The organism is Citrobacter sp. S-77, assembly GCF_963864895.1.
GTDB classification, from domain to species: domain Bacteria; phylum Pseudomonadota; class Gammaproteobacteria; order Enterobacterales; family Enterobacteriaceae; genus Citrobacter; species Citrobacter murliniae.
In genome coordinates this window covers 3254705-3274416 of the sequence record NZ_CAWLWU010000002.1, presented here as the reverse complement: position 1 = coordinate 3274416, position 19712 = coordinate 3254705, and the positions used below count along the sequence as shown (strand labels likewise).

Annotated in this window: 19 protein-coding genes; 11 read left to right on the top strand and 8 right to left on the bottom strand. The window is 53.3% G+C overall.

The genetic code is table 11. The features are described from left to right. Positions 1-77: 77 nt before the first annotated feature. Complete coding sequence (nuoM, locus tag AACS05_RS16255; protein WP_045445562.1) at positions 78-1607, top strand: NADH-quinone oxidoreductase subunit M; 1530 nt, start codon at positions 78-80, stop codon at positions 1605-1607. 6 nt (positions 1608-1613) lie between these two features. Beyond that, positions 1614-3071 carry an NADH-quinone oxidoreductase subunit NuoN gene (gene nuoN / locus AACS05_RS16250; RefSeq protein ID WP_045445559.1) on the top strand — a complete coding sequence of 486 codons (1458 nt, stop codon included), beginning with the start codon at positions 1614-1616 and terminating at the stop codon, positions 3069-3071. A gap of 55 nt (positions 3072-3126) precedes the next feature. Here nuoN and AACS05_RS16245 read toward each other — a convergent pair whose 3' ends face one another. Together AACS05_RS16245 and rbn are read right to left on the bottom strand one after the other, a co-directional pair. Continuing rightward, the gene (locus AACS05_RS16245) at positions 3127-4131 is read right to left on the bottom strand and encodes a chemotaxis protein (protein ID WP_045445556.1); all 1005 of its coding nucleotides are present in this window, start codon (positions 4129-4131) and stop codon (positions 3127-3129) included. A gap of 63 nt (positions 4132-4194) precedes the next feature. Then, positions 4195-5112: a ribonuclease BN gene (gene rbn / locus AACS05_RS16240; RefSeq protein WP_045449729.1), complete on the bottom strand. Its 918-nt coding sequence runs from the start codon at positions 5110-5112 to the stop codon at positions 4195-4197. 68 nt (positions 5113-5180) lie between these two features. On the opposite strand from rbn, the gene AACS05_RS16235 reads away from it, so the two are divergent. From AACS05_RS16235 to pmrD, 9 genes are all read left to right on the top strand, one after another. Next, the gene (locus tag AACS05_RS16235) at positions 5181-5633 is read left to right on the top strand and encodes a GNAT family N-acetyltransferase (protein WP_045445553.1); all 453 of its coding nucleotides are present in this window, start codon (positions 5181-5183) and stop codon (positions 5631-5633) included. 53 nt (positions 5634-5686) lie between these two features. Beyond that, positions 5687-5992 carry a stress response protein ElaB gene (elaB, locus tag AACS05_RS16230; protein ID WP_045445550.1) on the top strand — a complete coding sequence of 102 codons (306 nt, stop codon included), beginning with the start codon at positions 5687-5689 and terminating at the stop codon, positions 5990-5992. 104 nt (positions 5993-6096) lie between these two features. Then, the gene (gene menF, locus AACS05_RS16225; protein ID WP_045445548.1) at positions 6097-7395 is read left to right on the top strand and encodes an isochorismate synthase MenF; all 1299 of its coding nucleotides are present in this window, start codon (positions 6097-6099) and stop codon (positions 7393-7395) included. Between the two features lie 87 nt (positions 7396-7482). Next, on the top strand, positions 7483-9153 hold the full coding sequence (gene menD / locus AACS05_RS16220; RefSeq protein ID WP_045445544.1) for a 2-succinyl-5-enolpyruvyl-6-hydroxy-3-cyclohexene-1-carboxylic-acid synthase: 1671 nt from the start codon (positions 7483-7485) through the stop codon (positions 9151-9153). Beyond that, complete coding sequence (gene menH, locus AACS05_RS16215) at positions 9150-9908, top strand: 2-succinyl-6-hydroxy-2,4-cyclohexadiene-1-carboxylate synthase (protein ID WP_045445541.1); 759 nt, start codon at positions 9150-9152, stop codon at positions 9906-9908. Before menD ends, menH begins: the two co-directional genes overlap by 4 nt. Positions 9909-9922: 14 nt before the next feature. Further along, positions 9923-10780, top strand: a complete 858-nt coding sequence (gene menB, locus AACS05_RS16210; protein WP_045445537.1) for a 1,4-dihydroxy-2-naphthoyl-CoA synthase — start codon at positions 9923-9925, stop codon at positions 10778-10780. Further along, positions 10780-11742 carry an o-succinylbenzoate synthase gene (gene menC / locus AACS05_RS16205; protein ID WP_045445525.1) on the top strand — a complete coding sequence of 321 codons (963 nt, stop codon included), beginning with the start codon at positions 10780-10782 and terminating at the stop codon, positions 11740-11742. Before menB ends, menC begins: the two co-directional genes overlap by 1 nt. Then, a complete protein-coding gene (menE, locus tag AACS05_RS16200) occupies positions 11739-13106 on the top strand; it encodes an o-succinylbenzoate--CoA ligase (RefSeq protein WP_045445522.1) in 1368 nt (455 codons plus the stop codon). Before menC ends, menE begins: the two co-directional genes overlap by 4 nt. A gap of 106 nt (positions 13107-13212) precedes the next feature. Then, a complete protein-coding gene (gene pmrD / locus AACS05_RS16195; protein WP_045445519.1) occupies positions 13213-13476 on the top strand; it encodes a signal transduction protein PmrD in 264 nt (87 codons plus the stop codon). A gap of 2 nt (positions 13477-13478) precedes the next feature. Here pmrD and arnF read toward each other — a convergent pair whose 3' ends face one another. Genes arnF through arnC form a run of 6 tightly spaced genes read right to left on the bottom strand, consistent with a single transcriptional unit; the run spans position 13479 to position 19710 of the window. Beyond that, a complete protein-coding gene (gene arnF, locus AACS05_RS16190) occupies positions 13479-13865 on the bottom strand; it encodes a 4-amino-4-deoxy-L-arabinose-phosphoundecaprenol flippase subunit ArnF (protein ID WP_045445515.1) in 387 nt (128 codons plus the stop codon). Continuing rightward, the gene (gene arnE / locus AACS05_RS16185; RefSeq protein ID WP_045445513.1) at positions 13865-14200 is read right to left on the bottom strand and encodes a 4-amino-4-deoxy-L-arabinose-phosphoundecaprenol flippase subunit ArnE; all 336 of its coding nucleotides are present in this window, start codon (positions 14198-14200) and stop codon (positions 13865-13867) included. The genes arnF and arnE overlap by 1 nt, the downstream gene beginning before the upstream one ends. After that, complete coding sequence (arnT, locus tag AACS05_RS16180) at positions 14197-15855, bottom strand: lipid IV(A) 4-amino-4-deoxy-L-arabinosyltransferase (protein ID WP_045445511.1); 1659 nt, start codon at positions 15853-15855, stop codon at positions 14197-14199. The genes arnE and arnT overlap by 4 nt, the downstream gene beginning before the upstream one ends. Further along, a complete protein-coding gene (gene arnD, locus AACS05_RS16175; RefSeq protein WP_045445509.1) occupies positions 15852-16751 on the bottom strand; it encodes a 4-deoxy-4-formamido-L-arabinose-phosphoundecaprenol deformylase in 900 nt (299 codons plus the stop codon). Before arnD ends, arnT begins: the two co-directional genes overlap by 4 nt. After that, entirely contained in the window at positions 16748-18730 is a 1983-nt protein-coding gene (arnA, locus tag AACS05_RS16170) for a bifunctional UDP-4-amino-4-deoxy-L-arabinose formyltransferase/UDP-glucuronic acid oxidase ArnA (protein WP_045445507.1), read from the bottom strand. The genes arnD and arnA overlap by 4 nt, the downstream gene beginning before the upstream one ends. Further along, complete coding sequence (arnC, locus tag AACS05_RS16165) at positions 18727-19710, bottom strand: undecaprenyl-phosphate 4-deoxy-4-formamido-L-arabinose transferase (protein ID WP_045445505.1); 984 nt, start codon at positions 19708-19710, stop codon at positions 18727-18729. Before arnC ends, arnA begins: the two co-directional genes overlap by 4 nt. Positions 19711-19712: the final 2 nt, after the last annotated feature.

Genomic DNA, 19712 nt, shown 5'->3' with positions numbered 1-19712 from the left:
CCGAAGTGAATTTTCTGTCGTGAGAATTCGTTGAAAATCAGGTCCTGTTGGGACTTTAACAAGGAATAAAGATCGCCATGTTACTACCCTGGCTAATATTAATTCCCTTTATCGGTGGCTTCCTGTGCTGGCAGACCGAACGCTTTGGCGTGAAGGTGCCGCGCTGGATCGCGCTGGTTACCATGGGATTGACGCTGGCGCTTGGCCTGCAACTGTGGTTGCAGGGCGGCTATTCACTGACGCAATCTGCTGGCATTCCGCAGTGGCAGTCTGAGTTCGTCGTGCCGTGGATCCCGCGCTTTGGCATCTCTATTCATCTGGCTATCGACGGTCTGTCGCTGCTGATGGTAGTGCTGACCGGTCTGCTCGGCGTTCTGGCGGTACTGTGTTCCTGGAATGAAATCGAAAAATACCAGGGCTTCTTCCACCTGAACCTGATGTGGATCCTCGGCGGCGTAATTGGCGTGTTCCTTGCCATCGACATGTTCCTGTTCTTCTTCTTCTGGGAAATGATGCTGGTGCCGATGTACTTCCTGATCGCGCTGTGGGGGCATAAAGCTTCTGACGGTAAAACGCGTATCACGGCGGCCACTAAGTTCTTCATCTATACCCAGGCGAGTGGCCTGGTCATGTTGATCGCCATCCTGGCTCTGGTATTTGTGCACTACAAAGCAACCGGTGTCTGGACCTTCAACTATGAAGAGTTGCTGAATACCCCGATGTCCCACGGCGTGGAATATCTGCTGATGCTGGGCTTCTTCATCGCCTTCGCGGTGAAAATGCCGGTGGTTCCGCTGCACGGCTGGTTGCCGGACGCGCACTCCCAGGCACCGACCGCAGGTTCCGTTGACCTGGCGGGGATTTTGCTGAAAACCGCGGCATACGGTCTGCTGCGTTTCTCCCTGCCGCTGTTCCCGAATGCGTCGGCGGAGTTCGCACCTATCGCCATGTGGCTGGGCGTTATCGGTATTTTCTACGGCGCGTGGATGGCCTTTAATCAGTACGACATCAAACGTCTGATTGCCTACACCTCTGTATCGCACATGGGCTTCGTGCTGATTGCTATCTACACCGGCAGCCAACTGGCTTACCAGGGCGCGGTGATCCAGATGATCGCTCACGGCCTGTCCGCAGCCGGTCTGTTCATTCTGTGTGGTCAGTTGTACGAACGTCTGCATACGCGTGATATGCGTATGATGGGCGGTCTGTGGGGCAAAATGAAATGGCTGCCAGCGCTGTCGATGTTCTTCGCGGTATGTACGCTGGGTATGCCAGGCACCGGTAACTTCGTTGGCGAATTCATGATTCTGTTCGGCAGTTACCAGGTGGTTCCGGTCATTACGGTGATCTCGACCTTTGGTCTGGTATTTGCCTCTGTTTACTCGCTGGCGATGCTGCATCGCGCTTACTTCGGTAAGGCGAAAAGCCAGATTGCCAGTGTTGAACTGCCAGGGATGTCGCTGCGTGAGCTGTTTATCATCCTGTTGCTGGTCGTGCTTCTGGTACTGCTTGGCTTCTATCCGCAGCCGATTCTGGATACCTCGCATTCTGCGATGAGCAACATCCAGCAGTGGTTTGTTAATTCCGTTACTACTACAAGGCCGTAAATCGCCATGACAATAACTCCACAACACCTGATTGCGCTGCTACCGCTGCTGATCGTCGGCTTGACGGTGGTGGTTGTGATGCTCTCCATTGCGTGGCGACGCAATCACTTCCTCAATGCCACGCTGTCGGTCATTGGACTTAACGCCGCGCTGGTTTCGCTCTGGTTTGTTGGCCAGGCGGGCGCAATGGATGTCACCCCGCTGATGCGGGTTGACGGTTTCGCTATGCTCTACACCGGGCTGGTGCTGCTGGCGAGCCTTGCCACCTGTACCTTTGCCTACCCGTGGCTGGAAGGCTATGACGATAACCGGGAAGAGTTCTACCTGCTGGTGTTGATCGCCGCGCTGGGTGGCATTCTGCTGGCGAACGCCAACCATCTGGCGGCGCTGTTCCTCGGTATCGAACTGATCTCTCTGCCGCTGTTTGGTCTGGTTGGCTATGCGTTCCGTCAGAAGCGTTCGCTGGAAGCCAGTATCAAATACACCATCCTGTCTGCCGCAGCCTCTTCATTCCTGCTGTTTGGTATGGCGTTGGTGTACGCGCAGTCAGGCAACCTGTCGTTTGTTGCGCTCGGTAAGAGTCTCGGCGATGGTATGCTGAACGAACCGCTGCTGTTGGCCGGTTTTGGTCTGATGATCGTTGGTCTGGGCTTTAAACTCTCGCTGGTGCCGTTCCATCTGTGGACGCCAGACGTATACCAGGGCGCTCCTGCTCCAGTATCCACCTTCCTGGCGACGGCGAGCAAAATCGCTATCTTCGGCGTGGTAATGCGTTTGTTCCTGTACGCGCCGGTGGGTGACAGCGAAGCGGTACGTATCGTGCTGGGTGTCATCGCCTTTGCTTCCATTATCTTCGGTAACCTGATGGCGCTGAGCCAGACCAACATCAAACGTCTGCTGGGTTATTCTTCTATCTCTCACCTCGGTTATCTGCTGGTGGCGCTGATTGCTCTGCAAAGCGGTGAGATGTCGATGGAAGCGGTCGGCGTTTACCTGGCTGGTTATCTGTTCAGCAGCCTGGGTGCGTTTGGTGTGGTCAGCCTGATGTCCAGCCCGTACCGCGGCCCGGATGCCGATTCTCTGTTCTCTTACCGTGGGTTGTTCTGGCATCGTCCGATCCTTGCGGCAGTGATGACGGTGATGATGTTGTCTCTGGCGGGGATCCCGATGACGCTGGGCTTTATCGGTAAATTCTACGTACTGGCAGTTGGTGTGCAGGCCAACCTGTGGTGGTTGGTTGCCGCAGTAGTCGTCGGGTCCGCGATTGGTTTGTACTACTACCTGCGCGTTGCCGTGAGCCTGTACCTGAGCGCACCGCAGCAGCTTAACCGTGATGCACCGTCTAACTGGCAGTACAGCGCTGGTGGTATCGTGGTACTGATCTCTGCTCTGCTGGTTCTGATCCTCGGTGTCTACCCGCAACCGTTGATCAGCATCGTGCAGTTGGCAGCACCGCTGATGTAAGCGACAAGTTGAAACGAAAAAACCCGCCGAGGCGGGTTTTTTTATGCAGCAAATATCAGGCTGAAAGCTGACGACTTACCAGCGGTCCGCTGACGTCTTTCGCCGCGCGCTCCATCACTTCCTGAATCACAGAAGACAGCTCGTTAATCTCAAATTTTGCCACGTAGCCATCTGCCTTTACTCTGCGAACGTGATCTTCATTTGCACTACCGGAGAGTGAAGAGTGGATCACTACCGGGATCTTTTTCAGACGCTCATCGGTTTTAATCTTGCGGGTGAGTGTAAAACCGTCCATCTCCGGCATTTCCAGATCGGTGAGCACCAGGGCGATTTTCTCGCTGATGGGTTTACCTTCCGCCAGGGCCTCCTGAGACAGTTGCTGTATTTTTTCCCACGCGTCTTTGCCCGTCACATGCATCAGATGGGGGATTTCCATGGCATTAAGCCCTTTCTCCAGCATCGCGCGGGCGACTTTTGAGTCTTCTGCAACAATCGCTACCGCACCCGGTGTGATATTGAACTTACTGGTTTTAAGATTGGTGGCACGCAGATCGTGATTTGACGGCACGATGTCATACAGGATTTGTTCAACGTCGAGTACCAGCGCCAGGTTGTTGGTCTCTTTATTGTCGTCCAGACAGGCGATACTGGTGATATAGCGACCGTTAACAGCTTTCTCCGCAGTATGCACCTGCTGCCAGTCCAGGCGCATAATGTTTTCCACGGATTCCACCGCAAATGCCTGTACGCTGCGGGCGTATTCAGTAATCAACAGGATATTAAGACCGGTTTCTGGTTTACATCCGGCAACGGCTGGCAGGTCAATTACCGGGATCACCTGATCACGGATATTCACCATACCTAACAGCGGGGCTTTCATGCCAGCCGGACGCGTAAACGTGGGCATCGGGACGATTTCACGCAGCTTGAATACGTTGATGCCAAACAGCTCCGATTTCTGCTCATCCAGTGATGTGCCCAGACGAAACAGCAACAGTTCAAAGCGGTTAGACAGGGTTAGGTTTGTCCTGTCGTCGATGTCTTTTTGAAAATTGTTCATCCTGTCCTCAGTGTGAAAGCCAGCTTTTCTCTGTTATCGGCACTGAGGCGAAAAAATAGAGCACTAAACCGTGAAAATGGTGAAATCGTGAGCCAGTTCGGTCGCCGGAAACAGGGTCCTGCACTCTTCGAGCAAACGCTGGCAGCCTTTTTCATCGTAGCGTGAGCTGACGTGGGTTATTATCAAACGGCTCACTCCGGCCTCCAGAGCCAACTGAGCGGCTTGTCGGGTAGAGCTGTGCCCACGGCTGTTGGCTTTTTCCTCCATCGACGAATCCAGCGTGGTTTCATGAATCATGACATCCACACCTTTTGCCAGCTCGATGGCGTTAGCACACGGTGCGGTATCGCCGAAAATAGCAACAGATTTGCCCGGTATTGCCGGCGCGAGAAAATCTGCACCGTTAATCGAGCGGCCATCTTCCAGCACGATGCTCTTTCCGGCTTTCAGTTCCTGAAACCAGGGACCCGGTTTCACACCCGCAGCCTTTAGTGCTTTAGCGTCAAGCGCGCCGGGTTTGTCATGTTCTTCGACCCGATAGCCGTAACACTCCACAGGGTGTTCCAGTGCGAACGCAGTAACTTTCCGCAAGCCATCATCCAGAATTTCACCCGCGGTAACTTCCACAATCTCCAGCGGATAATCGGTCCAGGAGCCGCTAAGGCGTAATGCGGTCTCGGTAAACTCCCGTAATCCTTTCGGACCGTAGAGTGTCAGTGGCTGAACGTTTCCGGCCATCGAACGGCTACACAATAGCCCGGGTAAGCCAAAGAGGTGATCGCCATGCAGATGGCTGATAAAAATTCGCTCGAGCTTTCCCGGATTAAACGGTGTACTAAGCATCTGGTGCTGCGTCCCTTCGCCGCAATCGAAAAGCCATAGCCCCGCCTGCGTGGGATGTTGCAGATTCAGTAGTATTGCCGTTACATTGCGTGAGCGAGTGGGAACACCCGCAGACGTGCCTAAAAATAGTAATTCCATCTTTTGCGTTACACTTTTCGCCATCATTGAGGCAGGGTGTTCAGGTTATCACAACAAAGGGGCAGACAATGATTCACTGGCAAGATCTCCACCATACAGAACTGAACGTCCAGCAACTGTATGCCATTCTTCAGCTTCGCTGCGCGGTGTTTGTCGTTGAGCAACAGTGTCCGTATCAGGATGTGGACGGCGATGATCTGGTGGGTGAAAACCGTCACATTCTGGGGTGGTATAACGGTCAACTGGTAGCGTATGCGAGGATTCTGAAAAGTGACGAGGATCTGGAGCCGGTAGTGATTGGTCGAGTGATCGTAAGCGAAGCGTTACGTGGTGAAAAACTGGGTCAACAGCTGATGGCGCAGACGTTGGCATCGTGCTCGCAGCACTGGCCGCACAAGGCGTTATATCTCGGCGCACAGGCACATCTGCAATCCTTTTACGCACGCTTTGGTTTTATGCCGGTAACGGATATCTATGACGAAGATGGTATCCCACACATAGGCATGGCGCGTGAGGCGTAAATAGCCACTGTTGTCTATAGTTAGTGGATACGTAAATAGAAAGGGAGAATATAATGTCTTTTCGTTCTGATGAATCACGTATTGACGACGACCTGGAACTACTCAGTGAAACGCTGGAAGAAGTGCTGCGTTCATCGGGTGATCCTGCTGACCAGAAGTATCTTGAGTTAAAAGCGCGCGCTGAGCAGGCGCTGGAGGATGTGAGAAATCGCGTAAGCCATGCCTCTGACAGCTATTATTATCGCGCGAAGCAGGCAGTTTGCCGGGCTGATGACTATGTACATGAAAAGCCCTGGCGTGGGATTGGCGTCGGCGCAACGGTCGGTTTAGTGATGGGTTTATTGTTGGCACGGCGATAAATTCAGCACCCTCTTCGCAATAGTAAGTACTCCCTAAACGGGGGTACTGCTTTTTCTGTTCAGTACCCCGTATAATGAGAGGTTTTTAACAGGGAGAGGTCCGCGTGCATTCAATCACTACTGCGCTGGAAAGTCTGATGCGCCATTTGTCGCAAGAGATACCAGCAGCACCTGGAATTCGTATTTACGATATACCTTTCCCGCTGAACGATGCATTTGACGCTTTAGGATGGCTGGCCAGCCAACCCGTCTGGCCGCAGTTTTACTGGCAGCAGCGTAACGGTGATGAAGAAGCTGCTGTGCTGGGAGCTACCGCCACATTCTCTTCTCTCGAATCTGCCCAGCAGTTTTTACGCCAGCATGAAGATAATCCAGAACTACGGATCTGGGGATTGAATGCGTTCGAGCCTCAACGCGGTAATCTACTGTTACCCCGTCTGGAGTGGCGACGCTGCGCAGGAATGGCGACTTTACGGTTACATCTTTATAGTGATGTTTCTCTGCGCGAAGATGCTGCGCGTGCTGGCGCATTTCTCTCAGCACTTGCCAGTGTTAAGCCACTTCCCACATTGCGCCTGAATTTGACCGGTGAACAGCACTGGCCTGATAAAGCTGGCTGGACACGCCTGATTGAACTTGCCACGCAAACCATCGCCAGAGAAGATCTCGATAAAGTGGTGCTGGCGAGGGCCACCGATTTACAGTTCTCTCATCCGGTGCATGCCGCAGCGGTAATGGCTTCAAGCCGTCGTTTAAACCTCAACTGCTACCATTTCTTTATGGCATTCTCCGCCGAATGCGCTTTTCTTGGTTCGTCTCCCGAACGCCTGTGGCGGCGGCGTGACACCGCTTTGCGCACCGAAGCGCTGGCCGGAACTGTCGCTAATCATCCTGACGATCACCGGGCCTGGCAGCTTGGCGAATGGCTAATGAAAGATGATAAAAACCAGCGTGAGAATATGCTGGTGGTGGAAGATATCTGCCAGCGGTTACAGAACTGCACGCAAACGCTCGACGTGCTTCCCCCGCAGGTGCTTAGATTACGCAAAGTGCAGCATTTGCGGCGTTGTATCTGGACGGCATTGAATCAGCCAGATGACGCGCTTTGCCTGATGCAGCTACAGCCGACGGCCGCCGTGGCAGGTATTCCGCGCGAGCTGGCGCGCGAGTTTATCCAGCATCATGAACCTTTTGAACGCGAATGGTATGCCGGATCTGCGGGATATCTCTCTCTGAGCCAAAGCGAGTTTTGCGTATCGTTACGTTCTGCGAAAATTAACGCAAACGTGGTACGCCTGTATGCCGGGGCGGGGATCGTGCGTGGCTCAGATCCAGAGCAGGAATGGCAGGAAATAGACAATAAAGCGGCAGGGTTACGTACTTTATTACAGATGGAAGGATAATGATTTCGTGTATATTCCCGACTCATATCAAAAATCCATTTATTCGATTCTTTATACTGTGTCGCAATATTGATACCGGACAATCTCATGTCAGTAAGCGCATTTAACCGACGCTGGGCGGCGGTCATTCTGGAAGCACTCACTCGCCACGGCGTCAGGCATGTTTGCATTGCGCCTGGCTCACGTTCGACGCCGTTGACTCTGGCTGCAGCGGAAAACTCTGCTTTTATACACCATACGCATTTTGACGAGCGTGGGCTTGGGCATCTGGCTTTAGGGCTGGCAAAGGTCAGCAGACAACCTGTTGCAGTGATTGTGACCTCCGGCACGGCAGTGGCGAATTTGTATCCGGCGCTGATCGAAGCGGGTCTGACCGGTGAAAAACTGATTTTACTTACGGCGGACAGGCCGCCAGAACTGATTGATTGCGGGGCGAATCAGGCGATTCGCCAGGCGGGTATGTTTGCCTCACATCCATCGCAAACGCTCTCTTTACCACGTCCAACGCAGGATATTCCGGCAAGCTGGCTGGTTTCCACCATTGATAACGCATTAGCCTCACTGCATAGCGGCGCAGTACACATAAATTGCCCGTTTGCAGAACCGCTGTATGGCGATATGGACGAAACTGGCGTTGAGTGGCAACAGCGCCTTGGTGACTGGTGGCAGGATGACAAACCGTGGCTGAGCGAATCACGTCGGCTGGAAAGTGATAAGCAGCGTGACTGGTTTTTCTGGCGACAAAAACGTGGCGTGGTGATTGCCGGTCGCATGAGTGCGGAAGAGGGCAAGAAAGTTGCACTCTGGGCGCAGACGTTAGGCTGGCCGCTGATTGGCGATGTATTGTCGCAAACCGGGCAACCGTTGCCATGTGCCGATCTGTGGCTGGGTAATGCAAAAGCGGTGGCTGAGTTACAGCAGGCGCAGATTGTGGTGCAGCTCGGCAGTAGCCTGACCGGGAAACGTCTGCTGCAGTGGCAGGCCAGTTGCGATCCGCAGGAATACTGGATTGTCGATAATATCGAAGGACGTCTGGATCCGGCTCATCATCGTGGACGCCGGTTAGTCGCGAAGATAAATGACTGGCTGGAACTGCATCCGGCTGAGAAGCGTCAGCCCTGGTGCGTGGAGATTCCACGTCTCGCAGAACAATCCTGGCAAGCGGTGGTGGCACGTCGTGATACCTTCGGAGAAGCACAACTGGCGCACCGCATTCGGGATTATCTACCTGAACAGGGACAGCTGTTTGTGGGTAATAGTCTGGTGGTGCGTCTGATAGACGCACTGTCGCAGCTTCCTGTCGGTTATCCGGTTTACAGCAATCGTGGGGCGAGCGGTATCGACGGTTTGTTGTCTACAGCCGCGGGCGTACAACGCGCCAGCGCGAAATCGACGCTGGCTATTGTCGGCGATTTATCCGCGCTGTATGACCTGAATGCACTGGCGTTATTACGCAAGGTCTCTGCTCCGTTCGTATTGATTGTGGTGAATAATAACGGCGGTCAGATTTTCTCACTACTGCCAACGCCACAAAGCGAACGCGAACGCTTCTATCTGATGCCGCAGAACGTCCACTTTGATCACGCGGCAGCCATGTTCAACCTGAAATATCACCGACCGGAAAGCTGGGAGCAACTGGAAAGCGCGCTGGCGAATGCCTGGCGAACCCCTGCTGCAACGGTGATTGAGCTGGTAGTGAATGAAACTGACGGGGCGCAAACTCTGCAGCAACTGCTGGCACAGGTGAGCCATCTATGATCCTGCACGCGCAGGCGAATGAGGGCCAGGCGGGTTATCCCTGGCTGGTTTTCCTGCACGGATTCTCAGGTGATTGTCAGGAATGGCAAACGGTCGGCGAGACGTTTCAAAACTACTCGCGATTGTACATCGATCTGCCAGGACACGGCGGTTCTGCTGACATTCGCGTGAGGGGCTTTGATGACGTCAGTGAATTGCTGCGTAATACTTTATTTAGTTACAACATACTTAACTACTGGTTGGTGGGATATTCTCTTGGCGGCAGAGTCGCGATGATGGCGGCCTGCCAGGGGATGCCGGGGCTTTGCGGATTGGTTGTTGAAGGTGGACATCCTGGGCTACAACGCGAAGATGAGCGGATTCAGCGTCGTCTCTCAGATGGCCGCTGGGCCGCACGTTTTCGCCGGGAACCGTTGCGTGATGTGTTTAATGACTGGTATCAACAGCCAGTTTTCGCCTCGTTAAGCCCTGTACAACGACAGGCGCTCGTGGCGCTGCGCAGCCATAATAATGGTGTTACGTTGGCTGCAATGCTGGAGGCTACCTCGCTTGCCGTCCAACCTGATTTACGTGCGCAACTCACTACGCGCACATTTCCGTTTTATTATTTATGTGGTGAACGTGACGATAAATTCCGCGCTTTGGCGACGGAAATGTCTGTACCGAACCATGTGATTCGTAACGCCGGACACAACGCGCATCGGGATAATCCCGCAGGCGTGGTGGACTGTCTGGCTCAGATTCTGCGTCGCTGACTAAAGGACATTTTATGATCTATCCTGATGAAACAATGCTTTACGCACCGGTAGAATGGCTCGATTGCTCTGAAGGCTACACCGACATTCGCTACGAAAAATCCACCGACGGTATCGCAAAAATCACCATTAATCGTCCGCAGGTACGCAACGCATTTCGCCCTGTTACCGTTAAAGAGATGATTCAGGCGCTGGCGGATGCACGTTATGACGATAACATTGGCGTGATTATCCTGACGGGTGCTGGCGACAAAGCGTTCTGCGCGGGCGGCGATCAGAAAGTGCGCGGTGACTACGGCGGATACCAGGATGACTCCGGAGTGCATCACCTGAACGTGCTGGACTTCCAGCGTCAGATTCGTACCTGTCCGAAGCCTGTTGTGGCGATGGTTGCGGGTTATTCCATTGGCGGTGGTCACGTGCTGCACATGATGTGTGACCTGACTATTGCAGCAGAAAACGCCATCTTCGGTCAGACTGGACCAAAAGTCGGTTCATTCGACGGTGGTTGGGGTGCCTCTTACATGGCGCGCATTGTCGGCCAGAAAAAAGCGCGTGAAATCTGGTTCCTGTGCCGTCAGTACGATGCAAAACAGGCGCTGGATATGGGCCTGGTCAATACCGTGGTTCCGCTGGCGGATCTGGAAAAAGAGACCGTACGCTGGTGTCGCGAAATGCTGCAAAACAGCCCGATGGCGCTGCGTTGCCTGAAAGCTGCGCTGAACGCTGATTGTGATGGTCAGGCGGGTCTGCAGGAACTGGCTGGTAACGCCACCATGCTGTTCTACATGACGGAAGAAGGACAGGAAGGCCGTAACGCCTTTAACCAGAAACGTCAGCCTGACTTCAGCAAATTCAAACGGAATCCGTAATGCGTAGCGCGCAGGTATACCGCTGGCAGATCCCCATGGACGCGGGGGTGATTCTGCGCGACAGGCGGTTAAAAACGCGTGACGGGCTGTACGTTTGTCTTCGTGACGGCGAGCACGAAGGGTGGGGAGAGATCTCCCCACTGCCGGGCTTCAGCCAGGAAACCTGGGAAGAGGCGCAAACTGCGCTGCTGAGCTGGGTAAACGGCTGGTTACAGGGGGATTCAACCTTACCGTCGATGCCTTCGGTGGCCTTTGGTGCAAGTTGTGCGCTGGCTGAACTTGAGGGGGCATTGCCTGATGCGGCGGACTATCGCGCTGCGCCGTTGTGTACGGGCGATCCTGACGATCTGGTTTTGCAGCTGGCAGACATGCCGGGCGAGAAGGTCGCGAAGGTGAAAGTCGGTCTGTATGAAGCGGTACGCGATGGCATGGTCGTCAACCTGTTGCTTGAGGCGATCCCCACGTTACATCTGCGTCTTGATGCTAACCGTGCCTGGACGCCGCTTAAAGCGCAGCAGTTCGCGAAATATGTTAATCCGGAGTATCGCGCGCGCATTGCTTTTCTCGAAGAGCCGTGTAAAACCCGCGACGATTCGCGCGCGTTTGCTCGCGAAACCGGGATTAGCATCGCCTGGGATGAAAGCCTGCGTGAAGCAGACTTTACCTTTATAGCTGAAGAGGGTGTGAGTGCGGTCGTCATCAAACCAACGCTCACCGGCAGTCTGGATAAGGTTCGCGAACAGGTTGAGGCGGCGCACGCGCTGGGGCTTACTGCAGTAATCAGTTCGTCTATTGAGTCGAGTCTGGGGTTAACCCAGCTGGCGCGGATTGCCGCCTGGCTGACGCCACAGACCATTCCTGGTCTGGATACGCTTAGTCTGATGCAATGCCAGCAGGTACGCAGCTGGCCGGGCAGCATGTTGCCGTGTGTCGACGTTGATTCTTTGGAACGGTTGTTATGATCTTCCCTGACTGGCCGTGGCGTCACTGGCGGCAGGTTCGGGGAGATGCGCCAGCCTTACGCCTCAATGATGAGGTGCTAAGCTGGCGAGATCTCTGCACCCGGGTAGACGCTCTGGCTACAGGGTTTGCCGCTCAGGGCGTGGAAGAGGGCGATGGCGTACTGTTGCGAGCCTGGAATCATCCCCGGTCTCTGATGGCCTGGCTGGCATTGTTGCAGTGCGGAGCCCGGGTTTTACCTGTGAATCCACAACTGCCTCGGTCATTGCTGGAGACATTGGTACCTGATTTAACGCTGCATTTTGCGCTGAATCTGGAAGGCGACGATACATTTTCAGCGCTGACGCCACTGCGAATGCGCGAACAGTCTGGCGAGTATGCTGTCGCCTGGCTGCCCCAGCGTTTGAGCTCGATGACGTTAACCTCCGGTTCAACCGGATTACCTAAGGCGGCCGTCCATACCTGCGAGGCTCATCTGGCTAGCGCACAGGGCGTGCTGTCGCTTATCCCGTTTGGTACAAAAGATGACTGGCTGCTCTCACTGCCGTTATTTCATGTATCTGGTCAGGGTATTCTGTGGCGCTGGCTGTTTGCGGGCGCGCGAATAACCGTGCGTGACAAGCAGCCGCTGGAACAGATGTTGATTGGCTGTTCCCATGCCTCGCTCGTGCCCACACAACTCTGGCGTTTGCTGGTGAATAAAACACCGGTAACGCTGAAAGCCGTATTGCTGGGAGGTGCGGCAATACCCGTTGAACTGACTGAACAGGCGCGCGAGCACGGGATTCGTTGTTGGTGCGGTTACGGGCTGACGGAATTTGCCTCTACGGTTTGCGCAAAAGAAGCGGATGGTCTGGGCGATGTAGGCTCCGCTTTGCCGGGCAGAGAAGTCAGAATTGTTAATGATGAAGTCTGGCTGCGAGCCGCCAGTATGGCCCAAGGGTACTGGCGTAACGGGAAAATTAACCCACTGGTTAATGCTGAAGGCTGGTTTGCCACCCGCGACCGTGGGGTATTAAATGACGGTAAGTTAACCATTGTCGGCCGCCTGGATAATCTGTTCTTTAGCGGTGGGGAAGGTATCCAGCCGGAAGAGGTGGAGCGCGTGATTACGTCGCATCCGCAGGTTCTGCAAGCCTTTATTGTTCCGGTAGAAGACAGAGAGTTTGGGCATCGCCCGGTAGCAGTCGTTGAATATGACGCTGACGCTGGAAAAATTGACCTTGCCGAATGGGTTAACGATAAGTTGGCGCGTTTTCAGCAGCCGGTGCGTTGGCTGACATTACCGCCAGAGCTGAAAACCGGTGGTATTAAAGTTTCTCGCCGTGCGTTGCTTGACTGGGTTCGTGCCAACGATAAAGATTAAGGCCGCATTCATTTTACATCTCATTTTGCCATTCCATACCCATTGTTGTTTTGTTTATCTGCTAAAGCGTAACTTGTTATGATATTTATTAACAAACAGGTGCGCTATGGAATGGCATGTGAAGAAGTCTTGCTGTCTCAAAAAGACAGGGAAAATTTATATCGTAATTTGCGATAGCGGCGGCTCACTGAAGATGCTGGCTGAGGCGCAAACCTCTGAGCGGGTTAATGTCGGCGATCTTCTTTCACCGCTGAAAGATGCTTTGTATTGTATTAATCGTGATACATCACGGGTGATTAAAATAATAGATGCCAGACAATACCACTGTGACGACTGGCAGCGTCTGTTGCATCTGTCTGAGGGCAAATAACCTCAGGAAGCCTGTCCGGGAGAAGGCAGAAAAATCATCATTAGCCCTGCCATGATGCACAACACTCCAGCAAACGCCTTCAATGAGAAAGTCCCCTGCCAGCCGGGTAAAATCATTGATGCTACCCATACCAGCACATAGCTGAGGCTGAGCAGGGCATATGCTTTGCTCAGAGCCAGCTGGTGCAGGGCTTTATGCCAGCAGATAACTGACAGTAAATACCCCAACAGACCGGCATACAGGGCTAGCGCCCCGATGCTGGTGGACAATAAAGCGGATATAAACGCCTGCGGATATTGTATCGGCGGCAGACTATCCATCGCATAACCCAGACTTAGTTGAGCGGCAGAAGTAATGAAAACGCTGCACAAACCCCAAAATATGCCCATTACACTGCGCTCCCAAGAATAAAGATGCCGGTGATGAGCAGCCCAACCCCCAGCCAGTGACGCCTTGTGACAGGTTCGCGCCAGATTTTCCATGCAGCCAGTGTGACCCATACAAAGTTGAGACTCAGCATCGGATAGGCGATGCCGACGGGAATGTTCTGCAATACTGCCATCCAGAGCAGCATAGCCAGACCCAGACAGGCCAGAGCCAGGACAACCCACCGCGTAATATGACGTTTTCGCGCGTGGACGGGTACCGGGCGAGTGGCCTGCTTCTGGCATAGTTGTCCGCAAACGCTGAGCAGGCTGGCAAGAACCAGGATTATCCAGATCATTTTGGTCGATACTGAATCAAAACCAGGCGTCCCTGATTATCGATATAGTCAGCAGGCGGAATGGCAAGTTGATTAATATCTTCACCTTTCGAAATTGACAACACGAGGGTAATGTTTCCTTCCTGACGATGTTGTGCTAACCAGTTTGCAAAGTCATCCCGGCTGACAAAGCGGCCTCTGGCATCCGGGTAGTTGAGTCCGTATTTTAACTCGCCCGCTTGTCCGTACATGATGATGTCGTCGCGTTTCAGACTCCAGGCCAGGCCCGCAGCGACGCCTACGTTATCGGAGAGAATATAACGACTCGACTCCAGCGACTCTTTGGTCATCTCAACAAAAAACTGAGGCTGCTTAGATTCCATGACCCGATCGGGTATTGAAAAGCCAAACAACAGCGCCAGTCCCAGTGGACAAAGCGCTGCGAATTTCCAGTTTTTCTCGGTACTGTTCAGCGTATACCAGCCAAAAAAAGTCCAGCTAATAAAAATGCCCCACACACAAAAAACCTTATAGGTTTCAATATGCGTCCAGACAGGCGACTTTAACGGCCCCAACGTGGACGCGATAAAAGTTGCGACAATGCCGAGCACGCCAAACAGGATGTTAATCCAGCCATTAACACGTAAGGCAATGGAACCCTTTTGTGCTGCCTGCAGGCCGAAACGCGCAGTGAGGATCGCAAGCGGTGCGAAGCAGGAAAGAATATAGGTCGGCAATTTTCCTTTGGCGATACTGAAAAACAGTATCGGCATGATTATCCAGCTCAGCAGGTACAAGGCACTGCGCGGAAAATCACGTTCACGCCAGCCCGTACGCAGTGCACCAGGCAGCAGACCAAGCCAGGGCAGGCAGCCTGCGATAAACACAGGCAGGTAATACCAGAACGGCGCTTTATGCTGGGCATCCGCCTGCGCAAACCGTTGAATATGTTCGACCCAGAAAAAGTAATGCCAGAAGTCAGGTTCGCGTTGTGCAATGGCCATCGCCCACGGTAGAACAATCGCTATACAGCCTAAAATTGCCAGCCAGCCGTAGATAAAAAACGTTTTCCAGCGTTTTTGCACCCAGACCCATGGCAGTACGCTGAGCACCGGGACGGCCAGCGCGAGAAAACCTTTGGTCATTACTCCCATACCGCAGGTTAACCCTAGCAGTAAAAAAGCGATGATTTTGCGTTTTTTACTGGTGGCCTGCATGCCTTCCCAAAAACAGAACATGCCCGCCATGAGCCAGAGTGCGATGATAGGATCAAGAACCGCGTAGGTTCCGATGCTGTAAACGGAGAAAAACGTTAAGAAAATGACTGAAGAGAGTAAGGCTGTGCGTTTATCCTGCCATAACCGCATTGCAAATCCGGCTACCAGCAGTGCGGTCAGCAGTGTAGCAAAAATTGCACCTGCCCTGACGCCAAAGTTGGTGGCACCAAAGAGCCATTGCCCGATGCTGTTTAGCCAGTATCCGGCAATGGGTTTTTCAAAATAGCGTAGCCCTAAAAAGTGCGGGACTATCCAGTCGCCCGCGTTCAGCATTTCCCGACTGATTTCAGCATAGCGCGTCTCGTCAGGCTGCCAGAGCATGCGGCTATTGATGGGTAAAACGTAATACAGCGCAATAAAGGCGATAAATGCCATTATGTTGCGTATGGATCTCATCATGTCGCGCTCACTGGTTGCTGGCAGCCGAGCCATCCCTCTCTGCCGGGTATTTTGCCACGTATGATTTGTCCTGATGGCAACGTGTTAATGTCGTCCGGCAGCAGATCGCCAAGTGGACAAAACGTAATCCCCGCATCAATTGCGCGAATCAGTAGAGTGTTAAAATCCTGATGAAATGCGATACCTTCGACTTCCGCATGAATTGTGTACACAGATATTCCTCTGTTCATCAGCATGTGGGAGAGGATCCAGGAATTGAAATCGACAGCTTGCACTTCCCCGCCAACCACTTCATCCCATGTCGGTAAGGTAACGGGAATTTGCGGCGTGCCTGTTTTGCCTGTCTCAAGCACCGGGCGGAATAACGATGTTCCCCGACAGTCGCTGTTATAACGCAGCTTGAACGCTTCTTTTGCGTGGACAACGCGTGCATCGGCACGCCAGCCGGCAACGGCAGAACAGGTGACAGGCTGTCCGGTAATGGCTTCGAGAGCGGTGATACCCTGGGAAATATCATCGATCAGCTGTTTGTCATTCCAGTTCCCGCTGCGAGCCTGCCAGGCGTGGTGATCCCAGGCATGTAACCCGGTTTCGTGAACCAGAGCCGTTTGCTGAATAATTGCCGCATTGGCCTGGCCGATCTCTTTTCCAGGCCACGCGGTACCTGCCAGCAAAATATCCCATCCGTAGAGGGAGGCAGCGTTTGAGCGCAGCATCTTCCATAGAAACTGCGGCTTTACCATACGCCAGAGATGGCGTCCCATGTTGTCAGGCCCAACGCTGAAGAAAAAACTTGCCCGAACGTTATGTCGGTTCAATGTCTCCAGCAGGCGGGGTACGCCTTCGCGCGTCCCCCTGAAGGTATCGACATCAATACGCAAGCCTACCTGTTTCATGATCTCTGTTCCGTGATATCCACACTGCGCAAGAAGAAATCCAGGGTTTCTTCCACAGTCTCCAGCATTTCGATGGAGGGCTCCCAGTTCAGGCAGCGCTTGGCATTGCGAATATTGGGTTTCCGGTGTTCAACGTCCTGATAACCTTTACCATAGTAGCTGCTGCTTTCGACGTCACGAAAACCGGCAAATGGTGGAAAGTGTTGGCGCAACGGATGTCTTTCGAAGCAGGCCAGCAGCATTTCCGCCAGTTCCTGAATACTGGCTTCATTATCCGGATTACCAATATTGATAATCTCGCCGTCGCAGCGTCCGCCGTCGTTTTCAATGATACGGAACAGAGCTTCGATACCATCGCGAATATCAGTAAAGCAGCGCTTCTGTTTACCGCCTTCAATCAGCTTAATCGGTGACCCTTCCACCAGATTCAGGATCAGCTGAGTAATGGCGCGTGAGCTACCGATACGTGCAGCGTTGAGGCTGTCCAGACGTGGTCCCATCCAGTTAAACGGACGGAACAGCGTGAAGCGTAATCCCTCTTTTTCGCCATACGCCCAAATGACGCGATCCAGAAGCTGTTTGGACACTGAGTAGATCCAGCGTGGTTTATTGACCGGGCCAACGGTAAGGTTTGAGCTGTCTTCATCAAAGACCTTATCGCTACACATCCCGTAAACTTCTGAGGTGGAGGGGAAAATGATGCGCTTTTGATATTTCACGCAGTAGCGAATGATCCTCAGGTTCTCTTCAAAATCAAGTTCAAAGACGCGCAGCGGATTACGGGTGTATTCAATCGGCGTGGCAATCGCCACCAGCGGCAGCACGACGTCGCATTTTTTCACATGATATTCAATCCATTCGGAATGAATACTGATATCGCCTTCCACAAAATGGAACCGCGGGTGTTGCAGAAAACGCCCAATCGCATCGCTACCAATATCGAGCCCATAGACTTCATAGTTATCTTCGCGCAGCAGGCGTTCTGTCAGATGATTACCAATGAAACCATTAACGCCGAGGATCAAAACACGAGTACGACGTTTGCGGGTGGAAAGCGGCTGGCTGTTCAGATGAGACCCCGCAACCAGACCCAGCACTTGCGCCAACTGCGATCCCTGCATAGTGATACCATCGCCAGCTTGCCCGGTGATGATTTCGAGCGCCCCATCAGCACAGGCAATCAGTAATGGTGACACTGAAAGCACGGTCCCTGGCTGGGCTGCAGCGCGATGAGCAGACAGTCGTGATGACCAGACAGTGAATTTTTGTGTTCCCACGTAGCTGAATGCGCCCGGCCAGGGATCGGATACGGCACGTACCATGTTATGTAACTGCGCTGCAGGTTTACGCCAGTCGAGGAAGCTGTCGTCCGGTGTCCGTCGACCAAAGCAGGTGGCTTCTGTTTCCCGCTGAGGGCGTTCCTGAAAGTCACCCGTTTTGATAGCCGGCAGCACCTGTTCGAGAACCTGCCGGGCAGTCTGGCACAGTTTATGATGCAGCGTTAAGGCTACGTCGTCGGGGGAAATGGCAACACGTTGTTGAGCAATAATAGCGCCCGCATCCGCGCGTTTTACCATGCGATGAAGCGTCACGCCCGTTTCTGTTTCTCCGTTGACCAAAACCCAGTTCAGCGGTGCGCGGCCACGATACTTGGGCAGCAGCGAGCCGTGCAGGTTAAAGGCACCCACAGGCGCAAGATTCAGAATGTCATCGCTCAGTAAATGACGATAGTAGAACGAGAAGATAACATCTGGCGCGAGCTGGCTAATTCGTTCAATCCATAGCGGATGATTGACCTCGTCAGGGGCGTAAACCGGTATGCCTGCGCTGGCCGCCAGCCGGGAAACCGAACCGAAAAATGCTTTCTCAGCAGGGTTATCGGCGTGGGTAAAAATAGCTGCGATTTCATAACCTGCATCCAACAAGGCTTGAATTCCCTGACATCCCATATCGTGATAAGCAAATACGACGGCTTTCATGCGTGGTGTTCCTCGGTTGAGTGCGTGGTTTGTGGACGAATAACGTGTTGAACAAAATAACGGGGGCGGGCACGGACATCGTTATAGATGCGACCGATATATTCGCCGAGTAATCCCATGCCTATAAACTGCGCGCCGATAAACGTGAACAGTACGGCAAACAGCATGAATACCCCTTCCGCAGCCCACTGTGGGCCTAGCGTCAGGCGAAGAATGACCAGCAGGACGGACAGAGTGAAACCCGTGGCGGCAATCACGCTGCCCAGCAGACTCAACATACGCAGTGGTGTGGTTGTCAGGCAGGTCACCAGGTCATACATCAGGTTAATCAGGCGCATGAAGCTGTACTTAGAATCGCCAAATTCACGTTCCGCGTGGTGCACCGGGATTTCCGTCGCACGCCGGGCAAAAATGTTGGCCAGAATCGGAATGAAGGTGCTGCGTTCCTGGCAATGCAGCATGGCATCAACGATGTGACGGCGATAAGCACGCAGCATGCAGCCGTAATCTCCCATCGCTTTTCCGGTGGTTCGCTGAATCAGATGGTTGATCATCCGTGAGGCGGTCTTACGAAACACACTGTCTTGCCTGTTCTGGCGCACCGTTCCGACGACATCGAAACCTTCATCAGCTGTGGCAACCAGCCGGGAGATCTCCTCCGGAGGGTTTTGTAAATCGGCATCCAGCGTGATAATCAAGTCGCCGGTAACGTGGCTAAAACCGGCCATAATTGCCGAGTGCTGCCCGTAGTTTCGGTTGAGCAGAATAGAGACAATATGGCTGTTCTGCGCCTGAGAAGCCTCCATCATCAGTTGAGCGGAATTATCGCTGCTGCCGTCATCGATCAGCAGTATTTCGTATTCTTTTCCCAGCTTTTCGCAGGCGGCGCAGGTACGTTTAATTAACTCTGGCAGGCTTTCCTGTTCGTTAAACACGGGAATAACCACCGAGACTTTCTTAATCGGCGTGGCTTCAAACATGA

What these genes read in the sequence shown, in the direction of transcription:
- nuoM (WP_045445562.1), top strand. Translation starts at nt 78, where the DNA reads ATGTTACTACCCTGGCTAATATTAATTCCCTTTATCGGTGGCTTCCTG.
- nuoN (WP_045445559.1), top strand. Translation starts at nt 1,614, where the DNA reads ATGACAATAACTCCACAACACCTGATTGCGCTGCTACCGCTGCTGATC.
- AACS05_RS16245 (WP_045445556.1), bottom strand. Translation starts at nt 4,131, where the DNA reads ATGAACAATTTTCAAAAAGACATCGACGACAGGACAAACCTAACCCTG.
- rbn (WP_045449729.1), bottom strand. Translation starts at nt 5,112, where the DNA reads ATGGAATTACTATTTTTAGGCACGTCTGCGGGTGTTCCCACTCGCTCA.
- AACS05_RS16235 (WP_045445553.1), top strand. Translation starts at nt 5,181, where the DNA reads ATGATTCACTGGCAAGATCTCCACCATACAGAACTGAACGTCCAGCAA.
- elaB (WP_045445550.1), top strand. Translation starts at nt 5,687, where the DNA reads ATGTCTTTTCGTTCTGATGAATCACGTATTGACGACGACCTGGAACTA.
- menD (WP_045445544.1), top strand. Translation starts at nt 7,483, where the DNA reads ATGTCAGTAAGCGCATTTAACCGACGCTGGGCGGCGGTCATTCTGGAA.
- menH (WP_045445541.1), top strand. Translation starts at nt 9,150, where the DNA reads ATGATCCTGCACGCGCAGGCGAATGAGGGCCAGGCGGGTTATCCCTGG.
- menB (WP_045445537.1), top strand. Translation starts at nt 9,923, where the DNA reads ATGATCTATCCTGATGAAACAATGCTTTACGCACCGGTAGAATGGCTC.
- menC (WP_045445525.1), top strand. Translation starts at nt 10,780, where the DNA reads ATGCGTAGCGCGCAGGTATACCGCTGGCAGATCCCCATGGACGCGGGG.
- menE (WP_045445522.1), top strand. Translation starts at nt 11,739, where the DNA reads ATGATCTTCCCTGACTGGCCGTGGCGTCACTGGCGGCAGGTTCGGGGA.
- pmrD (WP_045445519.1), top strand. Translation starts at nt 13,213, where the DNA reads ATGGAATGGCATGTGAAGAAGTCTTGCTGTCTCAAAAAGACAGGGAAA.
- arnF (WP_045445515.1), bottom strand. Translation starts at nt 13,865, where the DNA reads ATGGGCATATTTTGGGGTTTGTGCAGCGTTTTCATTACTTCTGCCGCT.
- arnE (WP_045445513.1), bottom strand. Translation starts at nt 14,200, where the DNA reads ATGATCTGGATAATCCTGGTTCTTGCCAGCCTGCTCAGCGTTTGCGGA.
- arnT (WP_045445511.1), bottom strand. Translation starts at nt 15,855, where the DNA reads ATGATGAGATCCATACGCAACATAATGGCATTTATCGCCTTTATTGCG.
- arnD (WP_045445509.1), bottom strand. Translation starts at nt 16,751, where the DNA reads ATGAAACAGGTAGGCTTGCGTATTGATGTCGATACCTTCAGGGGGACG.
- arnA (WP_045445507.1), bottom strand. Translation starts at nt 18,730, where the DNA reads ATGAAAGCCGTCGTATTTGCTTATCACGATATGGGATGTCAGGGAATT.
- arnC (WP_045445505.1), bottom strand. Translation starts at nt 19,710, where the DNA reads ATGTTTGAAGCCACGCCGATTAAGAAAGTCTCGGTGGTTATTCCCGTG.